The sequence below is a fragment of the Glycomyces tritici genome, from assembly GCF_030403505.1.
Map to the genome: position 1 here is coordinate 354,125 of NZ_JAUEMJ010000005.1, position 18,200 is coordinate 372,324.

The window sequence follows — 18,200 nt, forward strand, 5'->3', positions numbered from 1 at the left end:
CATGAAACGAGGGGGCTCGGACGCCATTGCGGCGTCCGAGCCCCCTCGGCTATTGCTTGTCGCTAACCCTCAGCGGTGCGGGGTGCCCCGGTTCCCGTTCACCGCTCCCCAGTAGGGCAGGTAGCCGTAGTGGACGTACACGTCTTCGTACGGGCGGTCCGGCTCGGGGGTGAGTTCGGGGTCGTAGCCGGGGCCCGAGGCGACCTCTTCGCGGCCGCGGTCTATGTACACGTGGTCGTCGTCGATGCGCGTGACCGCGTCGACCGGAACGAGCACCTGCTTCTTCCCGATGCCGAGGAAGCCGCCGGAGCCGACTTCGAGGAACCGGACCTTGCGTTCGTGCTCGTCGATGAGCAGGCCGTCGACCGATCCGGTCTCGTCGCCGTCCTTGTCGATCACTTTGCGGCCGCGCACGTCTTCTGCTTCGTTGGCGACGGTGAGTTCGCTGTCGCCGAGGCGGATGAGGGTGGTCGTCTTGTCGTCCATGGTGGCTCATTCCTCTCTTCCACTGATGGGTTCGGGTTACCCGTTGCGGCTAGGCCGAATCCGGGCGCTGGTGGGGGGTGGTATTCCGGCCCGCTCTCACGAGGCCGGAGCCGGTGCCGGTTCCGGGGTCTGATCGGTGGCCGCTTGGGCGGTCCACGCCACGAGCGCGGTGCCGGCGATGAGGGAGCCGAGGATGTCCATTGCCAGGTCGGCGATCGTGTCGCCGTAGCCGACGCCTACCTTGACGGACAGGATGACCAGGAAGAACCATTCGATGAACTCCCACACCACACCGAGGGTGAGGCCGACCATCACGGTGAGCAGCACTGTCGTGGCGCGGCGATCGTTGCGCAGTGCGGGCAGGAGCTTGGTGTCGGCGGCGATCATCAGGCATGTCGCGGCTGCTACGGCTCCGGTCGCCAGGCAGTGCATCACCCAGTCGGTCCAGGCGAACCGCTGATACCAGTAGGTGGTCGTGAAGAGGGTTGCGAGCGGCAGGAGCACGCAGACGGCCAGGTCGAAGGGGCTCGGAATGGGGGAGAGCTTGGGAAGCAGCAGCAGGGCGAACACCAACGCGAAGAGCCCGGCGGCGGCGACGTTGCCCGTGACCGCGGCGGCGATCGTGCCGATGAGAACGATCAGGCGAGCGAGGTCTGCGAGGAGGCCCGCGATTCTGAGGGCGATGCTGGAGTTCGTATTCACGGAGATCGTTTACCCGGAGAGCGCCAATCGCAATCGAATACGTGATCGCACGGCGCGCGCGGCGGTGTAGACAAAGGTCACTGCCCGGGGCGACGAGCACCGGTTATGCGACGACGGCGGCGGCCGGGAAGACCGTGATACAGTTCTGCATCCAGATTCAAAACTGTATCTCAACGCAAGGAGGCCCGGTGGCGAGGCGGTTGAGTCGCGAGGAAAGCCGCGCGCAGACCAAGGAGCGTCTGCTCGATGCGGCCGAAGAGCTGTTCGTCTCGCGCGGCGTGAACGGCACCTCCGTGGAGCAGATCGCCGAACTTGCGGGCTTCAGCCGGGGCGCGTTCTACAGCAACTTCGAGGGCAGGCACGAACTGGTGCTCGCGCTCCTGGAGCGCCGGACCGAGCGCGAACTCCGCGAGGTCGCGGCGCTCGGCGAGAACGCCGCGTCGTTCGCCGAGGTCATCGAGCGGCTGCGAGAGTTCAACCGGCGCCGCGCCGAGCACCTTGAGCAGTGGTTCGCGCTGCGCATCGAACTGCTTCTCTACGCCCTGCGCAACCCCGAGGTGCGTCCCCTGCTGGCCCGGCGCGAATACATGGCGCGGCGCGCCATGGCCGGAGGCATCGCCGAGATCCTCTCCCGGTACGGGGTCGCGCCGCCGGCCGATCCGGACTTCCTCGGCCTGATCGTCCACGCCCTCGAAGACGGCCTGCTCATCCAACGCCTCATCGCTCCCGAAGGCGTTGCCCTACAAGACATTGCCCCCGAAGACGGTGCCCCCCAAGGCATCGCCTTCCAGGACATCGCCTCCGAAGGCCCTGCCGCTGAAGGCACCGCCCCCGAAGTCCTCGCCTCCAAAATCCGAGCCTCCGAACGCATCGGCGATGAAGTCGTGGTCGACGCCTTCGAACTGCTCATCGACTCCTGGACCGCCACCGCGAAGAAGACGGAGAAGTCATGACCGACCCCGATCCGCAGGTCAACCGGCAGTGGATCTTGACCTCCCGGCCCGAGGGCCTGGTCGACGAGACCTGCTTCGAACTGCGCACCTCGCCCGTGCCCGAACCCGGGCCGGGCGAAGCGCTCGTCCGCGTCGTGTGGCTCGCCGCCGAACCGACCCAGCGCGGCTGGCTCAACGACGGACCCAACTACATGAACCCCGTCGGCCTGGGCGAGGTCATGCGCTCGGGCGGGGTCGGTCAGGTCGTCGCGTCGAACCATGCCCAACTGGCCGTAGGCGACTGGGTCGCCGGGCTCGTCGGCTGGCAGGACTACGTGATCGCGGAGGCGGGCGGCCTGTTCGGCCTCAACCGCGTCCCGGACGGCATCGACCCCAAGGCCATGCTCGGCATCTTCGGCTCGACCGGGCTGACCGCGTACTTCGGCATGGTCGACATCGGGCAGGCCAAGGAGGGTGAGACCGTCTTCGTCTCGGGTGCCGCCGGGGCGACCGGATCGATCGCGGGCCAGATCGCCCGGCTCCTGGGATGCCGCGTGATCGGCTCGGCGGGCGGGCCGGAGAAGTGCGAGTGGGTCACCGAGACGGCCGGGTTCGACGCGTGCATCGACTACCGCTCCGAAGACCTCGAATCGCGCCTGCGCGAGCTCGCGCCTGACGGTCTCGACGTCGTGTTCGACGGCGTGGGCGGGACGGTGCTGGACGCCGCGCTGGCGAACCTGGCCGAACGCGCCCGCGTGGTCGTGGTCGGCGGGATCTCCTCGGGCTACGGGCCGGGCGAGCCGCCGCCGGGGCCGCGGAACTACCTGCAGCTCGGCATCAAGCGCGCCCGCATGGAAGGCTTCATCTTCCTCGACTACCTCGAGCGGTTCCCCGAGGCGTTCGGCCGGCTCGCGCAATGGCTCGGCGGTGGTGAACTCGTCTACGCCGAGGACATCAGCGAAGGCCTCGAGCAGGCACCCGCGGTGCTCCGCGGCCTCTTCGAAGGGCGCAACCTCGGCAAGCAGCTCATCCGCATCGCCGATCCCGAGACCCTCACGGCGAGCCGCTGATTTCGAGCCACGCAACCGGCCGTACCTGCGGGAGGACGCGAGCGCCCGGCTGCGCTGCGGCGCTTCATGCGAGCCCTCGGCAGCTGACCGACCGGTGCCGACCGGGCCTGGCAGGAAGCGCGGGAATGCGATTGACGACCCGGCGGGGCCGTGGCAAGGTTCGGCCGATGCGAACGGTCCCGCCTCAGAGCGTCCTCGAAGCCTTCGCCGTCACCGGAGCGCCGCGCTTGCTCGAAGGCGGGCAGGGCGAGACCTGGCAGGTCGGTGCCGTGGTGCTGAAACCGGCGGGCCTGGCAGCGGAGTCCCGGTGGCGGGCTTCGGTTCTCGATGCGCTACCCGACACCGACCGGGTGCGGATCGCCCGTCCCGTGCGCGCGGTCTCCGGCGACTGGCTGCACGAGGGCTGGGAGGCCGCCTACCACGTAGCCGGGCGCACCGACCAGAAGCGCTGGGACGCCGCGATCGAGGCCGGTGCGGCGTTCCACGAACTGCTCGCCGCCGTGCCGCGCCCGGACTTCCTCGACGAGCGGGACAACTGGTGGAGCCGGGCCGACCGGGTCTCTTGGGACCTGTCGGCGGTCGCGGACGATCCGCTCCTGAGGCGACTGATGGAGGCTCGGGAGCCGGTGTCCATTGAGCAGCAGCCGGTGCAAGGCGACCTGCTCGGCAACGTCCTCTATGAACCGGGTCTGCCCCCGGCGATCATCGACTGGGCGCCCTACTGGCGTCCGACCGCTTGGTCCGCGGCGGTGGCGGTGGTCGACGCACTGTGCTGGAACGGTGCCGGTCCCGACCTGGTCGAACGCTGGGGCCATCTCGCGAACTGGCCGCAGATGCTGTTGCGGGCCTTGCTGTTCCGCATGATCACCGACTTGGAGGCCTCCGAGGGACACGGCGGGGAGTGGCAGCCGCATCCGGCCTACGGGCCGGTCGTGACGCTCGTCCTCGGCACCCTCTGAGCGAGTAAGCGCTCCTAGACGTACACGCGGGCGAGGAAGTCGCGGGCCAGTGCCGCGATCTCGTCCAGGTTGGTCTCCAGCGCCCAGTGCCCGCCGTCGAGGAGGTGCAGTTCCGCTTTCGGGAGATCGCGCAGGTACGCCCGGGCGGAGGCCTCGGGCATGTAGCCGTCCTGCGGCCCCCACGCGATCAGGGTCGGCGGCTGGTGCTCGCGCAGGTAGGCCTGGTAGCGCGGGAACCATTCGAGGTTGTCGCGCAGCCCCTCCATGAGGCCGGTCATGATCTCGCGGCGCTCGGGCGTCCGCAGTTGCGCCCAGGCCAGGGTCCACAGGTCCGGGGGGATCAGGCTCGCGAGGTCCTTCCGCACGTCGTTCAGGAACTCCTCCCGGAAACCGGCCTTGCTCACCGCCGCTTCGAGCGCGGCGCGGCCCTCCGGGGTGGGGTGCTCCCAGTATTCCTGCAGCCCTTGGTATTTGGGCCCGAACTCGTCTTCGTAGATGTCGCCGTTCTGGATGATGAGCGCGGCGATCCGGCGCGGTTCGGCGATCGCGTGGCGCAGCCCGATCTGGGACCCGTAGTCGTGCAGGTAGAGCGCGTACCGGTCGAGGCCGAGGCGGTCGGTGAACCGCCGCAGGAACTCGGCGTAGCCGTCGAAGGTGCATTGGTCGGGCGCGGGCGTGCCGCTGTGGCCGAAGCCGGGGAAGTCGGGTGCGATCGTGCGCCACTTGTCGGCCAAGGCGGGCATGAGGTTCCGGAACTGGTACGAGGAGCACGGGTAGCCGTGCGGCAGGAGGACCACCGGCGCGAACGCCGGTCCGGCCTCCCGGTAGAAGATCTCGGTGCCGTCCAGTTCGAAGCGGTGGTGCCGGACGGTACGGTCCGGCGTCGCGGGGCCGGTCTGAGTGGTTCGTCCGGTGTCCATGTCCGTCTCCTTCGTGATCGTCCGGTTCGCCGATAAGGGCGCGGTTGGTGGCTTTCCGCCCTGCGCGGGCCTAAACGCCGCGGCGTGCCGCGACTCGAGAAGACGGGTTCCCTCGCCCAGTGCGAGGAGCCGCGCCGCAGTGCGGCCCGCGCGCCCGGTCGCGTTCAGCGAAGCGCCTCGATCAGTGCGGACACCGGTCCGACCGTCACCATCCCGCTGCCTGCCCCGGCCAGTTCGCCCGCCGCCGGAGCGAGCGCCGCCGCCGCACTCGACTGCACCGTCTCGTCTCCCAATTCGATCGCCGCCCGAGCGGTGAGGGCCCACATCGCCTCGGTCATCAAGTCGCCCGGCGGCACCGGCGTGCCCCGCAAGCCCGCCGCCGCCGCGTCGCGCTGGCCGGCCTCCAGCAGGAGCAGAGGCCGCGCCCAGGGTTCGTAAGGGCCCCAATCGGTGCCGTCCTCGAACGCCAACGGCCTTCCGCGCTGCAACCGCAGGCACAGCAGTGCGAGCGGCAGCAGGCCCCGCTGCACTCCGGGCATGCCCGCGCCGTCGAGCCGCGCCGCAGCCGCCCGGTAGGCGGCCTCGGCCGCCTCGAAGGGGGCGTCATCGGCCGCCAGCCGCATCGCCCGGTACCAGTCGGTGAAGACCCCGGTGAGCGGCCGCTCATGCCGTTCGGCGAGTCGATCGGCCGCCTCGGCGTGCTCGTCCGCGCCGGTGAAGTCCGCCAGGGCGCTCCGCGCCTGGAGCCGGATCAGATGTCCGAGGATCGCGTACGCGGGCAGGCGGTGCCGGGCCCCGAGTGCGATGAGCTCAGCCCCGATACGGTCTCGTTCCGGAGCCAGCCCCGTGCGGTGGAAGGCCTGCATGAACACGCCGTTGAGCGCGAACGCCAGCAGCGCGGGATCGCCCAGTCCGCGGGCCAGCCGCTCGGCTTCGGCGGCGGCTTCGGCTGGGCGCGGTCCCGGCACGCCGCGGGACTCGACCGCGACGACGGCGAGCAGGCGGGCCCGGTCGACCTCATGCGCGTCAGCGCCCAAGCGCGCCAAGGCATGTTCGGCGGCGGCAACGATCCGGGCGGAGCGCGCGGGATCGTCCGCGCGCGTCCAGATCGCGGGCACGTCGTACCCGCCGATCACCCGCGCCGCGAGCTCCGGGTCGGCCAGCCGCTCGGCGGCGGCCACCGTGGCGGCCCGCTGCTCCTGCGCCGTCCCCAGCCCCGCGCCGCCCGTGAGGGCGAGACTCCGGAGCAGGCCGACCGTGGACTCCAGCCGCGCCGGCGACTGCGGGTCGACCGTCTGGTCGTACGCCGCCGCTGTGGCGGCCCAGACCTGTTCGGCGCCTTCGGCACCGGGATCGGCTTGGCGCAGCAGGTCGGTCTCGAGCCGCCGCAGGCGCACGTTCGGCTCCACCCCGTGCCGCTCGTCGAGCAGTGACCGGGCCCGCCGCAGGACCGCGAGCGCATCCGCCTGCCGCCCGGCCCGGTACAGCGCGAGCGCCAGCAGCCGCCAGGCCTCCTCACGCCACGGGTGCTCGGCCACCAGCGCGTCCAGTTCCGGCACCGCCTCGCCCGGCCGCCCCAGCTCCAGGAGCGCCCCGGACCGCCGCTCGACCGCCGCCGACCGCAGCTGCTCGAGCCGGGCGCGTTCGGTCCCGGCCCAGGCCTCGTCGAAGTCCGCGTACGGCGCTCCCCGCCAATCGCCAAGGGCCCCATCGAGAAGCTCGAGTGCCCGGTGCGGCGGCGCACCGGCCGCCTCGGCGACGGCCGCCTCGAACCGCCAGGCGTCCACGGCCGCCGGCTCCGCCCGCAGCGCGTATCCCGGCCCCTCGGTCACCAGCAGTCGCGCGGGCGTGCGCGGAGGCCGTTCCGGTTCCAGTGCGCGCCTGAGCGCCGCCACGAACGTCCGCACCGCCCCCACCGCGCCCGCGGGCGGCTCGACCCAGAGGTCGTCCACGATCCGGTCCACCGGCACGACCCTGCCGTGCGCGGCCACCAGCCGCGCCAGCACCGCGCGGTGCCGGGGACCCCTGAGATCCAGCTCCCGACCGGCCCCGTCCCAGGCCAGGACCGGGCCGAGCACACCGATTCGCACGCGCAAGGGCACCTCCGTCCGCCGTCAAACTATCGCGCTCATCGAACGCTCATCGGCGACTCGCAGACTCGAGAGACCCACCGAACCAGAAGGAGCGACCATGAGCCTTTCGATACCGGGCTTCGCCCACCACCGGATCGCCGTCGACGAGGGCGTCTCCCTCACTGCGGCCGTGGGCGGCGAGGGCAGCCCGATCGTGCTGCTCCACGGCTTCCCGCAGACCCGCCTCATGTGGCGGCACGTCGCCGCCGACCTCGCCGCCGACCACACCGTGATCGTCCCGGACCTGCGCGGGTACGGCGCGAGCGACAAGCCCGCCGAGGACGGCCCCGACACGTACGCGAAGCGCACCATGGCCGCCGACATCGTGAACCTCGCCGAACGGCTCGGCCACCGGCGGTTCGCGCTGGCCGGGCACGACCGGGGCGCGCTCGTCGCGGTCCGGGCGGGCTTGGACCACCCTGAGGCGGTCTCGCACCTGGCGATCCTCGACGTGCTCCCGACGCTGGACATGTGGGAGGTCCTGCACGGAGCGGACGCGGCGGTCGCGTTCCACCTCTACCTGATGGCCCAGCCGCCCGGTCTGCCCGAGCGGATGATCGCCGCGAGCGCCGACGAGTTCTTCGGCTTCTTCCTCGACGCCTGGACGAAGGACCCGGCGGCGATTCCGGGCCCGGTGCGGGCGGAGTACCTGCGGGCCTCCCGCGAGGCCGTCGACTCCATCGTGGCCGACTACCGCGCTTCGGCGGGCGTCGACATCGAGCACGACCGGGCGTCCCGCGCCGACGGCGACCTGCTGCGGATGCCGGTGACCGTGGTCCAGCAGGACTGGGGCGCGGCCCTCGGCTACGACGCCGCGGCCGTGTGGCGGGCCTGGGCGCCCGACCTCGACCACCGGCTCACGGATGCGGGCCACTTCATGGCCGAGGAGGACCCGGCGATGGTCGCCCGGATGCTGCGGGAGCTGCTGGCGCGCTAGTGAAAGGCGTGCCCCCGACCAGGGGCACGCCTTCCCGTTCTCAGGCGGTCGCGGGTTCGACCGCCCGCTGCCACAGGGTCACCGAGAGCCAGACGACCGCCGCGGCGAGGACCACGAGCGCGAGCTGGAGCGCCATCTCGGGGACGAGTGCCCGCAGGCCGATCGGGAACGTCGCCGCGGCGTAGAGCGCGAGCGGGACGCGCGGCGCGCCGCTGCGCCAGAGCCCGGCCGCGTACACGACCGCGGCGAGGATGAACAGGATCGAGGCGACCGTGAGCGCGGTGCCGAGCGGCCCGGCTCGCAGTGCCTCCACTTGGGAGGGTTCGAGGTACGCGAACACCAGGTTGATCACGAACTCGACGCCCACGAGCGCCGAGACCGAGGCGAGGCTGGCGATCAGCCCCGCGGTGAGCAGGCCGCTTCGCCTGCCGCGGCAGGAGATGTAGAGCCCGAGCATGAAACCGATCGCGAAGATCTGCGCCAGCGGGGCGAGGAGCTGCGTGACCGCGGTGGTCGGCAGGATCTCGGCCCGTTTGGCGGTGTTGACGAGGATGATCGCGGCGCTGAGCCACCCCGCGAGGGCGGCGAGCCGCAGTTCGAGGCGGGCGAGGGGTACTGGCATGGAAGCCTCCAAATAACGCTTGTTATATCAATAACGATTGTTATGCTGAGGGAGGCGTTCTGTCAAGCACGGTTCCCGACCGTGCCGAACCGCTATCGAAAGTGGAGCCGCCGATGTCCTCACCAACGGTCGCCGAGCAGCTGGTCCTCGGTGGACGCGCGCTGATCGGCCGCGAAGGCACGGGCGACCTCTCCGTGCGCCGCCTCGTCGAAGCCGCGGGCCGCTCCACGATGTGCGTCTACAGCCACTTCGGCAACCGCAAGCGGCTCCTCGCCGAGGTCTACCGCTCCTGCGGTGACGACCTCCTCGCCGCACTCGCCAACGCGCGCACGGCGAACGGCCTCGAACGCGACTACGCCGCCTACGCGCGCAGCGAACCCCGGCACTTCCAGTACCTCTTCGCCGCGGACCTCGACGGCTTCGGCCTCGACCAGTCCCTGCGGCTCGACCTCATCGCGTCAGTCCTCGACCTCGCAGCGGCCCGTCTCGACTCTTCAGGCGGCGCGTCCGACGGTAGCGTCCCCGAAGCCGCGAAGTCCGGCACCGCGAAAGGCGAAGGCCCCCAGGGCAAGGCCTCGAAGGACGCGGCGCTGGCCTGGTGGCTCCGCGTCCACGCCGCGGTCTGGCTCGACACCGTGCAGCGCCTCGCAGGCCAGCCCGACCGCTTCGACACCGCAGCGGCCCTCAAAGGCCCCGCATAAGTCGTCGTATCGAGCCGGGGCGCCTACCAGAGGGTTTCCTTGTACGCCTTGTCGAGTCGCTGGTCGGTCTGCTCCGCGGTGCCGTCCACGGCGAGCTGGTCCCGGAAGATCTGACCAAGCGTCGGCAGCGAGGCGCGGTCGGGCCAGGCATCGGCCTTCCACAGCTTGGAGCGCATGAAGGCCTTGGCGCAGTGCATGTACGCGGTCTTCACGGAGACGACGAGGACGCTGATCGCCGGCTTCCCCTCCACGGCCATGCGCTCGCGCAGTCCAGTGTCGACGGTGACCCGCGCGTGACCGCTCACGCGCAGCGTCTCGTTCATGCCCGGGATGACGAACAGCAGGCCGACCGCCGGGTTGAGCACGACGTTCTCGAGGGTGTCGAGCCGGTTGTTGCCGGGGCGGTCGGGAATGGCGATGGTGCGGTCGTCCAGCACCTCGGCGAAGCCCGGCCGGTCGCCCTTCGGCGTCACGTCCGCGTTGCCCTCGAGGTCGGACGAGCCGATCAGCACGAACGGGCTCCGCGCGATGAAGGACCGGCAGTGTCCGTCGAGCCGCCCCAGCTCCTTGCGGACCGCGACGTCCGCCGCGCCCGGCGTCTTGTAGATCGCGCGCAGTTCCTCGTGCGAACCGATGTAGTCCACGGTCTCCTCCAAGTCCGGGTCCCCGGGTGCTCGACGACCAGGTGGCGCTTGACCTGCGGCGCTTGGTCGAACGAAAATACTAGCCTGGCGAGCATATAGGAGGCCCCCGGATACCATGGCGCGGTGACCGCCGCGTTCTTCACCGGGCTCGCCCTCGGACTGGCCTTGATCGTGCCCATCGGGGCCCAGAACGTGTTCGTCTTCGGCCAAGGCGTCTTGCTGGGCATGCCGCGGGCGCTGCTGGCGGTCGTCGCCGCCGCCGTATGCGACACGATCCTGATCGTGCTCGGCGCGGCCGGCACCTCCGCCCTGCTCAACTCGGTGCCCGGCCTGCGCCCCGCGATGCTCGTAGCGGGCGCGCTGTTCCTCACCTACCTCGGCGTGAAATCCCTGCGCACCAAGCCGACCGAACTCGATGACGAGACCGGCGTCTGGTCGAGGGGCCAAGTGCTGCGCCGGACCGCGGCCGTCTCGCTGCTCAACCCGCACGCCATCCTCGACACCGTGGGCGTGCTCGGCGCCGCCATCACCGCCCAGGCCGCGGCCACGCGCCTGCCCTTCGCGGCAGGCGCGGTGTTCGCCTCCTGGACCTGGTTCCTCGTCCTCGCCACCGCCGCACACGCCTTGCGCCGCTTCATGACCAAGGAGCGCCGCATCTGGTTCGACCGCATCTCCGGCCTGATCCTGCTCGTCTTCGCGGGCTGGCTCGCGGTCGAATTCGTCCACACCCTCGCCTGAGGGCCGACCGCCTCCACCGGGGGCATGTTTGAAGGTGAACGTGTCACACGAAAACGTCCTGACGGACCGGCTCCGCGAGGCCGGGTACGTCGCGCAGCACGTGGAGCGGGCCGTCGGCGGAGTGATCGCCGTCGCCGGACTCGTCACGCTCGAAGACGGGTCCCAGCTCTTCGCCAAGACCCTCCTCGACCACGCCCACGACCACGACCTCGACGTGTTCGAGGTCGAATCCGCCGGCCTCGCCGCGCTCCGCGAACTCGCCGGCGTGCACACCCCCGACGTACTGCTCGCCACGCAGCGGCTGCTCGTGCTCGAGAAGATGGAGCCGCGCACCGACGACGAGGCGTTCTGGGAGCGGCTCGCCCACACGGTCGCCGCGCTGCACACCACCACCGCCGACCGGTTCGGCTGGCACCGCGACGGCTGGCTCGGCCGACTGCGCCAGGACAACACCTGGGAGCAGGACGGGCACGTCTTCTTCGCCGAGCGGCGCCTCCTGCGCTGGCTCGCCGAACCGCTGGTCGACGCGGAGTTCGACCGCCAGGAGCGCCGGGCCCTGGAGCGGCTGTGCGCCGCCCTGCCGGAGCTGATCCCGGCGCAGCCGCCGTGCCTGAACCACGGCGACCTGTGGCAGGAGAACATCCTCGCCACCAGCGAGGGCGAGCCGGTGCTCATCGACCCGGCCGTGCACTACGGCTGGCCCGAGTCCGAGCTCAGCATGCTGTGGTGCGCGACCCGCCCGCCGGTCTCGGAGCGGTTCTTCGCCGTGTACCGCGAGATCGCCGGGCTCGACGACGGCTGGGAGGAGCGGATGGCGATCCTGCACCTGCGGGAACTCCTCAGCGTCATCGCCCACGACGACGACCAGGACGGGGGCGCGGCGCATGGCGTCCGAGCAGTGATCAAGCCGTTCCTGCGGCGAAGCGGGACGAGTGGAGCGACCGAGGCGGCGGGTGGGACACCGGAGTGACCGAGCGGTTCGAAGGACCGTCTCGATGCCGGGCGAGGCCCGCGCAGCGCGCACGCAACGCCGCGAATGAGCGCGGCGCTCTCGTTGCGTACGCGCGGTGCAAGCCGGCATCGCGGCGGTGCGAACGGGTTCCGGTGGCCCCTGTCTACCGGCGGCCTCGGGGGCGCAGCCGCCCGCCCGGGAGCGGGGGAGCGGGGATGCGCTGGCCCCCATGCCCGTCCACGTGGCCGAACCGGGTCTGATCCGGGTCCTCCCAGGCGGTCCGGGCGGCGACGATGTCCTCATGGGACCGTGCGACGAAGTTCCACCACATGACCAGCTCCTCCTCGAACGGCTCGCCGCCGAGCAGGAACACCGTGGCGCCCTCGTCCGAGGCGAGCGGCAGCGCGTCGCGGCCGGTGCCGAGGTAGAGCAGCGGTCCGCGTTCGAGGGGTGTGCCGTCCACTTGCAGCGCACCGGAGACGACGAGGACCGCGTGCTCGAACTCCGGCCGCAGCGGCACCACGGGCGACGCGCCGGGCTCGATCGTGACCTGCGCGCCCACGATCGGTGTGAACACGGTCGCGGGCGAGGCCGCTCCGGCGAGTTCGCCGAGGGCCACGATGCCTTGCGCGCCTTCGAGTTCGAACCTTGGAAGAGTGGTGTGCCGCTCGAAGGCCGGGGCGATCCCGTGGCCGCCGTCGGGCAGCGCGACCCACAGCTGCAGGCCCTCGATGAGCGGGGCCTCGCCCAGCGAGAACTCCGAGTGCGCGATGCCGGGGCCGCTGGTCATGAGGTTCAGCTGCCCGGGGCGCAGCACCACGTCCGAGCCGAGGCTGTCGCGGTGCCGGATCTCGCCCGCCAGGGGCCAGGTCACCGTCTGGAGCCCGGAGTGCGGGTGGGGAAGCACCGCCATGTCCGTGCGCTCGGGCCCGAACCGGTCGAGGAAGCACCAAGCTCCCACGGTGGGGACCTCCCGCTGCGGCAGGGTGCGGCTGACGTGCATGGCGCGCACGCCGCCGAGCGGCACGTCCCGGGCTTCCAGCAGGACCGACTCGGGCCCGGCGTGGCCGGAGGGCCGGCAGGGTTCTTCCACGGGGCGAACCTCGAGATTGCTCACGCGGTCACTTTAGCGCGGGTGCACGGCATCGGACCTGATCCGCACCATCGCGAGTGTTGAAAGAATATATATCGACATCGAGGCATTTTGCCTCAGTCAGCCGGCGTTGCTCCGCTCCACGGTCGGAACCGCGGCGACGCCGTGCAGCACCAGCTCCATCCAGCGCTCGCGGGCCTTCGGCGGCTGGTCGACCGGGACGGCGGCGAACAGCAGGTAGAAGTCGTCCACCGCCAGGTCGGCCCGCAGCCGCCCGGACTGCTTGCCCGCGTTGATGATCCGTTCGATGGCGGCGATGCCGCGTTCGATGGGTCGGGCGATCTCGAACTGCGCGCCGAGCGCTTGCGCCGCCGCTTTGGCGGCCTTGTCGCTGGCGGCGAGTTCCACGACGCTCAAGAGGAACTGGCGGAACTCGGCGAGGACGTCGGCCCCGGCCTCGATGCGGTCGGCGGTGGCCTCGACCTCGTTCATGATCCGGTCGACGTGGTCTTCGACGACGGCCGCGACCAGCGCGTCCTTGGTGGGGAAGTGGCGGTAGAGGGTGCCGACCGCGACCCCCGCCTCCTCGGCGATGGCCTCCATGCGGACCTCGGGTCCGTGGGCGACGATCTGCCGGTCGGCGGCCTCCAGGATCTTGGAGCGGTTGCGCGCGGCGTCGGCGCGAAGCGGGCGTCCCGTGGTCATCCCGTCTCCTCTCGGTCGGACCCGCATCGTATGGCATCGCGTCATGAGGCGCGCGACGCGAAGCTTGCAATAACCTGAATCATGGTTCATGATGAAGATGAATCGAAGTTCATCTTATCTCGCGGTAGGCTCCGGGCCCGCCGCGAAACCGACAGGAGACACCGATGAGCAGCAGGCAGTGGACCGTCGCCGACATCCCCGACCAGACCGGCCGCACCGTCGTCGTCACCGGCGCCAACAGCGGCCTCGGCATCGAGACCGCCCGCGCGCTGGCCGGGCGGGGTGCGCACGTGATCATGACCGCGCGTTCCGAGGCGAAGGGCCGCAAGGCGGCCGAGGAGATCCGCGCCGACCACCCGCGCGCGAACCTGGAGGTGCGCACGCTCGACCTCGAGGACCTGGACTCGGTAGCGGCGTTCGCGAAAGGCCTCATCGCCGACCGGAGCCGCCTCGACCTCCTCGTCAACAACGCCGGCGTGATGGCGGTGCCGCGAAGCCTGAGCCCGCAGGGCCACGAGCGGCAGTTCGCCACGAACCACCTGGGCCACTTCGCGCTCACCGGGCGGCTCCTGGGCCTGCTCGAAGCGGGCCGGGACCCGCGGGTGGTCACCGTCTCCTCGCTGGCGCATCGACACGGGACGATGCACTTCGACGACCTCACCGGCGCGCAGCGCTACAGTCCGGTCGACTTCTACGGGCAGTCGAAGCTGGCCAACGCCCTGTTCGGCCTCGAACTGGACCGGCGCCTGCGGGCGGCCGGGAGTCCGGTCCGCAGCCTGCTGGCGCACCCGGGGTTCTCCGCGACCCGGCTCGTCTCCAACGGCCTGATGAACGCGCCGGCGCGGCTGTTCATCGGCCTCCTCATGCCGTTCGTGACCCAGTCGCAGGCGGCCGGGGCGCTGCCGCAGCTGCGCGCGGCCACCGATCCGGCGGCGCAGGGCGGGCAGTACTACGGCCCTCAGGGCAAGAGCGAGCGCAAGGGGCCGCCGGTCCTGGTCGACACCACTGCCGAGGCGAAGGACCCGGAGACGGCCGCTCGACTGTGGACGATCTCGGAAGCGCTCACGGGCGTGCGGTTCGCGTTGGCCGCCGCCTGAGGGCGGCCCGGCCGAGGCGCCCGCCTCGCCGGGGTACGGCACCTAGGGCGCGGTCTCGTCCAGGTGCTTGATGATGCGCGCGGAGATCGCTCCGAGGGCGTCGAGGTCCTCGGGGGCGATGGCGTCGAGCACGAGGCGGCGGACGGCGGCCACATGCTTGGGCGCGGCGGCTTCGATCGCCTCCCGGCCCTGGTCGGTGATGGTGACGAAGGCGCCGCGGCCGTCCTCGGCGCACTCCTCGCGGGCGACGAGGCCGCGCTTGATCATGCGGGCGATCTGGTGCGAGAGGCGGCTCTGCTCGAAGTCGATGGCCTTGGCGAGCTCTTGGAACCGCAGGCGCCCGGCCGAGTCGTCGGTGAGGGCCACGAGGATCGCGAAGTCGGGGCCGGAGAGCTTCGACTGCGTCTGGAGCTCGCTGCCGAGGCGGGCGGTGAGCTTCTGGTTCAACCGGATGAAGGCGCGCCAGGCGTGCTGCTCGCGCGGGCTCAGCCACTGGGTGTCGTCGTTCATGATGCCCTTATCCTACCCGGTTCTTGACACATCATCTATCACGAGCTACAGTTCGCCATGAAGAACATGACGCATCATGTACGGCGGCGGGACCACCGCGCCGGGTGCGGCATGAAGGAAAGCAGAGGCATCGCCATGCCCGCCGTCACCGTCGAAGACGTCCTCGTCCTGCCCCGCCTGCCGCTCCCCGACCCCGCTCAGACCCGCTTCCGCGAGGTCAAGCGCCTGGTCACCGCGCCGCTCGGCATGGAAGGCGAAGGATTCCAGGTCCGCCGCGGCTTCGCGGGCATCCCGATGCACGAACTCGACCCGTTCGTCCACTTCGACCACATGGGCGAAGTCGACCTCGCCCCGGGCGAGCCCACCGGCGCGCCCTGGCACCCGCACCGCGGCTTCGAGACCGTCAGCTACGTCATGGACGGCGTCATCGAGCACGAGGACTCCAACGGCGGCGGCGGCCGGATCAGCGACGGCGACACCCAGTGGATGACCGCCGGGGCCGGCATCCTCCACAACGAGATGCCGCCCGAGAGCTTCGTCATGAGCGGCGGCGTCGTGCACGCCACCCAGCTGTGGGTCAACCTGCCGCGCGCCCAGAAGTTCGTCGCCCCGCGCTACCAGGACATCCGGGGCCGCGAATCCGCGCTCGTCACCACGCCCGACGGCGGCTCCCTGATCCGCATCATCGCGGGGGACATCGCCGGACACGCCGGACCCGGCTCCACGTACACGCCGATCACCTTGGCGCACATCACCGTCGAGCCCGGCGCGCAAGTTGACCTGCCGTGGCACCCGGAGTACAACGCGATCGTCTACGCCCTCGCCGGCGCGGGCACCGTCGGCACCGACCGGCGCCCGTTCCAGATGGGGCAGACGGCCGTGTTCGGCCCCGGCGACGCGATCCGCGTGGCGGCCTCGCCGCACCAGGACTCGCGCACGCCCCAGCTCGACCTCTACGTGCTCGGCGGGCAGCCGATCCGCGAACCGGTGGCGCACTACGGGCCGTTCGTCATGAACACGCGCGCCGAACTGGTGCAGGCCTTCGAGGACTACCAGGCCGGACGCCTCGGCGTGATCCCCGCGAAGCGCCTCCCGCACACCGATTAGGGGTGCTTGAGCGAGCGGCCCTCGACGACCAGGTCCCGGTAGTCGGGGTGCCGCTCGATCCAGCTCGCGTAGTAGGGGCAGAGCGGGCGCACCCGCTCGCCCTTCGCGCGCACCTCGTCCAGCGAGACCCGCACCATCTCCGACGCCGCGCCCTTGCCCTGGGCCTCGGGGAACACCACGGTGTGGGTGAACGTGACGATCCCTTCGCGGCGCACGTACTCGGCGTAGCCCAGCAGCTCCCCGTCCTGGTGCACCTCGTAGCGGCTCCGGTCCGGCGCATCGGTCACGTCCACGTTCCTGCCTCCTTCGGCCTCCCGCCAAGCATGGTCCCCCCGGGCCGCAGCGTCCACCGAACCCGGAGTCTTAGCGATCGCGGCCGAATCGTGGAATCCTGGGGCGAAACGGCATCGAGAGCGGAGACCCCACGATGGTGAACGAGGAGTACCGGATGCGCGCCCTTCCCGTGGGCACCGGCGCGACCGGAACCCGGACCGAGACCGATTCGATGGGGCCCGTCGAGGTCCCCGCCGAGCACTACTGGGGCGCCCAGACCCAGCGCTCCCTCCACCACTTCGCCATCGGCGAGGACCGGATGCCCACCGCGGTCTACCGCGCCTTCGGCCGCGTCAAGCAGGCCGCGGCGCTCGTGAACGCCGCCGAAGGCCTGCTCGACCCCCAGCTGGCCGAGGCCGTCGTCGTCGCGGCCGGCGAAGTCGTCGCCGGAGACCTCGACGCGGAGTTCCCGCTCTCGGTGTGGCAGACCGGCTCCGGCACGCAGACGAACATGAACGTCAACGAGGTCATCGCCAACCGCGCCAACCAGCTCCTCGGCGGCGAACTCGGCACCAAGACCCCCGTCCACCCCAACGACCACGTCAACCTGAGCCAGTCCTCGAACGACAGCTTCCCCACGGCCATGCACCTCGCGACCCTCCTCGCGCTGCGCGACCGCACCCTGCCGCAGCTCGACGCGCTCACCGAGGCGATCCGGTTCAAGGCCGAGGAGTGGGTCGACGTCGTCAAGATCGGCCGCACCCACCTCCAGGACGCGACCCCCCTGACGGTGGGCCAGGAGTGGTCCGGGTGGGCCGCGCAGCTGCGCGATGCCCGTGTGCGCCTTGAGGACTCGCTCACCAGCATCTGCGGCCTCGCCGCCGGGGGCACCGCGGTCGGCACGGGCATCAACGCCCCCGAGGGCTTCGGCGAGGCCATCGCCGCGAAACTCGCCGAGCTGACCGGGCTCCCGCTGGTGACCGCCCCGAACAAGTTCGCGGCGCAGGCGTCCCTCGACGGCATGGTGGCGGTCAGCGCGGGCCTGCGCGGGGTCGCGGTCGCACTCATGAAGGTGGCCAACGACATGCGCTGGCTCGCCTCGGGGCCGCGCGCCGGGTTCGCCGAGCTGCGGCTCCCGGCGAACGAGCCGGGCTCCTCGATCATGCCGGGCAAGGTGAACCCCACGCAGCAGGAGGCCACGCTGATGGTGTGCCTGCAGGTGATCGGCGAGGACTCGATCGTCGCCGCCGCCGGCGCGCAGGGGCACTTCGAACTCAACACGATGCGGCCGGTCGTGATCGCGAACGTGCTCCACTCCGCCCGCATCCTCGGCGACGCCGCCGAGAAGCTGAAGGAGTTCAGTGTCGAAGGGACGCAACTCGACCGGGAGAAGATCGCCGAGCACGTCGACCGCTCGCTGATGCTCGTGACCGCACTGAGCCCGCACATCGGCTACGACAAGGCCACCGAGATCGCCCACAAGGCCGACGAGGAGCGCACGACGCTGCGGGAGGCCGCGCTCGCGCTGGGCGTGAGCGCCGAGGACTTCGACCGCATCGTCGACCCGGCGACCATGGTCGGCGACCCGCGCAGGGACCTCGGCCTCGCCTAGAAGCCCCT

At 71.1% G+C, this 18,200-nt stretch carries 19 protein-coding genes and 1 pseudogene; 10 read left to right on the forward strand and 10 right to left on the reverse strand.

Annotated features, from left to right (window positions below; genetic code table 11):
* Positions 1-69: 69 nt before the first annotated feature.
* Entirely contained in the window at positions 70-486 is a 417-nt protein-coding gene (locus QWI33_RS18455; protein ID WP_289958618.1) for a PRC-barrel domain-containing protein, read from the reverse strand.
* Positions 487-582: 96 nt separating this feature from the next.
* Positions 583-1,188: a DUF2238 domain-containing protein gene (locus tag QWI33_RS18460; protein ID WP_289958619.1), complete on the reverse strand. Its 606-nt coding sequence runs from the start codon at positions 1,186-1,188 to the stop codon at positions 583-585.
* Between the two features lie 188 nt (positions 1,189-1,376).
* Here QWI33_RS18460 and QWI33_RS29595 point away from each other — a divergent pair.
* The 3 genes and pseudogenes from QWI33_RS29595 to QWI33_RS18475 form a co-directional block, all read left to right on the forward strand.
* Positions 1,377-1,925: pseudogene (locus QWI33_RS29595) on the forward strand (TetR/AcrR family transcriptional regulator); the annotation flags it as partial.
* A 212-nt stretch (positions 1,926-2,137) separates the two neighbouring features.
* Positions 2,138-3,190, forward strand: coding sequence for an NADP-dependent oxidoreductase (locus QWI33_RS18470; RefSeq protein ID WP_289958621.1), 1,053 nt, complete (start codon positions 2,138-2,140; stop codon positions 3,188-3,190).
* Positions 3,191-3,357: 167 nt separating this feature from the next.
* On the forward strand, positions 3,358-4,149 hold the full coding sequence (locus QWI33_RS18475; protein WP_289958622.1) for a TIGR02569 family protein: 792 nt from the start codon (positions 3,358-3,360) through the stop codon (positions 4,147-4,149).
* A gap of 14 nt (positions 4,150-4,163) precedes the next feature.
* On the opposite strand, the gene QWI33_RS18480 is transcribed toward QWI33_RS18475, so the two are convergent.
* Positions 4,164-5,069 carry an alpha/beta fold hydrolase gene (locus tag QWI33_RS18480; RefSeq protein ID WP_289958623.1) on the reverse strand — a complete coding sequence of 302 codons (906 nt, stop codon included), beginning with the start codon at positions 5,067-5,069 and terminating at the stop codon, positions 4,164-4,166.
* Between the two features lie 164 nt (positions 5,070-5,233).
* Complete coding sequence (locus QWI33_RS18485; RefSeq protein ID WP_353895504.1) at positions 5,234-7,165, reverse strand: AfsR/SARP family transcriptional regulator; 1,932 nt, start codon at positions 7,163-7,165, stop codon at positions 5,234-5,236.
* A gap of 94 nt (positions 7,166-7,259) precedes the next feature.
* On the opposite strand from QWI33_RS18485, the gene QWI33_RS18490 reads away from it, so the two are divergent.
* Positions 7,260-8,138 carry an alpha/beta fold hydrolase gene (locus QWI33_RS18490; protein ID WP_289958625.1) on the forward strand — a complete coding sequence of 293 codons (879 nt, stop codon included), beginning with the start codon at positions 7,260-7,262 and terminating at the stop codon, positions 8,136-8,138.
* Between the two features lie 40 nt (positions 8,139-8,178).
* On the opposite strand, the gene QWI33_RS18495 is transcribed toward QWI33_RS18490, so the two are convergent.
* Positions 8,179-8,760 (reverse strand): hypothetical protein, encoded by a 582-nt coding sequence (locus QWI33_RS18495; protein WP_289958626.1) that lies wholly within the window; start codon positions 8,758-8,760, stop codon positions 8,179-8,181.
* A 113-nt stretch (positions 8,761-8,873) separates the two neighbouring features.
* On the opposite strand from QWI33_RS18495, the gene QWI33_RS18500 reads away from it, so the two are divergent.
* Positions 8,874-9,461 (forward strand): TetR/AcrR family transcriptional regulator, encoded by a 588-nt coding sequence (locus tag QWI33_RS18500; RefSeq protein WP_289958627.1) that lies wholly within the window; start codon positions 8,874-8,876, stop codon positions 9,459-9,461.
* A 23-nt stretch (positions 9,462-9,484) separates the two neighbouring features.
* Here the strand turns inward: QWI33_RS18500 and QWI33_RS18505 are convergent, their stop codons facing one another.
* A complete protein-coding gene (locus QWI33_RS18505) occupies positions 9,485-10,105 on the reverse strand; it encodes a pyridoxamine 5'-phosphate oxidase family protein (protein ID WP_289958628.1) in 621 nt (206 codons plus the stop codon).
* 123 nt (positions 10,106-10,228) lie between these two features.
* Here QWI33_RS18505 and QWI33_RS18510 point away from each other — a divergent pair, with 123 nt between their 5' ends.
* Both QWI33_RS18510 and QWI33_RS18515 read left to right on the forward strand, forming a co-directional pair.
* Positions 10,229-10,843: a LysE/ArgO family amino acid transporter gene (locus QWI33_RS18510; protein ID WP_289958629.1), complete on the forward strand. Its 615-nt coding sequence runs from the start codon at positions 10,229-10,231 to the stop codon at positions 10,841-10,843.
* 40 nt (positions 10,844-10,883) lie between these two features.
* A complete protein-coding gene (locus QWI33_RS18515) occupies positions 10,884-11,813 on the forward strand; it encodes a fructosamine kinase family protein (protein ID WP_289958630.1) in 930 nt (309 codons plus the stop codon).
* A gap of 145 nt (positions 11,814-11,958) precedes the next feature.
* On the opposite strand, the gene QWI33_RS18520 is transcribed toward QWI33_RS18515, so the two are convergent.
* Together QWI33_RS18520 and QWI33_RS18525 are read right to left on the reverse strand one after the other, a co-directional pair.
* Positions 11,959-12,912, reverse strand: a complete 954-nt coding sequence (locus tag QWI33_RS18520) for a pirin family protein (RefSeq protein ID WP_435367594.1) — start codon at positions 12,910-12,912, stop codon at positions 11,959-11,961.
* Positions 12,913-13,008: 96 nt separating this feature from the next.
* Positions 13,009-13,593 (reverse strand): TetR/AcrR family transcriptional regulator, encoded by a 585-nt coding sequence (locus QWI33_RS18525; protein ID WP_289958632.1) that lies wholly within the window; start codon positions 13,591-13,593, stop codon positions 13,009-13,011.
* Positions 13,594-13,757: 164 nt separating this feature from the next.
* Between QWI33_RS18525 and QWI33_RS18530 the strand changes: the two genes are divergently transcribed.
* Positions 13,758-14,690, forward strand: a complete 933-nt coding sequence (locus QWI33_RS18530) for an oxidoreductase (RefSeq protein ID WP_289958633.1) — start codon at positions 13,758-13,760, stop codon at positions 14,688-14,690.
* Positions 14,691-14,732: 42 nt separating this feature from the next.
* Here the strand turns inward: QWI33_RS18530 and QWI33_RS18535 are convergent, their stop codons facing one another.
* Positions 14,733-15,200 (reverse strand): MarR family winged helix-turn-helix transcriptional regulator, encoded by a 468-nt coding sequence (locus QWI33_RS18535; protein ID WP_289958634.1) that lies wholly within the window; start codon positions 15,198-15,200, stop codon positions 14,733-14,735.
* Between the two features lie 135 nt (positions 15,201-15,335).
* Between QWI33_RS18535 and QWI33_RS18540 the strand changes: the two genes are divergently transcribed.
* The gene (locus QWI33_RS18540) at positions 15,336-16,307 is read left to right on the forward strand and encodes a pirin family protein (protein WP_353895516.1); all 972 of its coding nucleotides are present in this window, start codon (positions 15,336-15,338) and stop codon (positions 16,305-16,307) included.
* Here QWI33_RS18540 and QWI33_RS18545 read toward each other — a convergent pair.
* The gene (locus QWI33_RS18545; RefSeq protein WP_289958636.1) at positions 16,304-16,600 is read right to left on the reverse strand and encodes a GNAT family N-acetyltransferase; all 297 of its coding nucleotides are present in this window, start codon (positions 16,598-16,600) and stop codon (positions 16,304-16,306) included. The genes QWI33_RS18540 and QWI33_RS18545 overlap by 4 nt on opposite strands.
* A gap of 155 nt (positions 16,601-16,755) precedes the next feature.
* On the opposite strand from QWI33_RS18545, the gene QWI33_RS18550 reads away from it, so the two are divergent.
* Positions 16,756-18,192, forward strand: a complete 1,437-nt coding sequence (locus QWI33_RS18550) for a class II fumarate hydratase (protein WP_289958637.1) — start codon at positions 16,756-16,758, stop codon at positions 18,190-18,192.
* Positions 18,193-18,200: the final 8 nt, after the last annotated feature.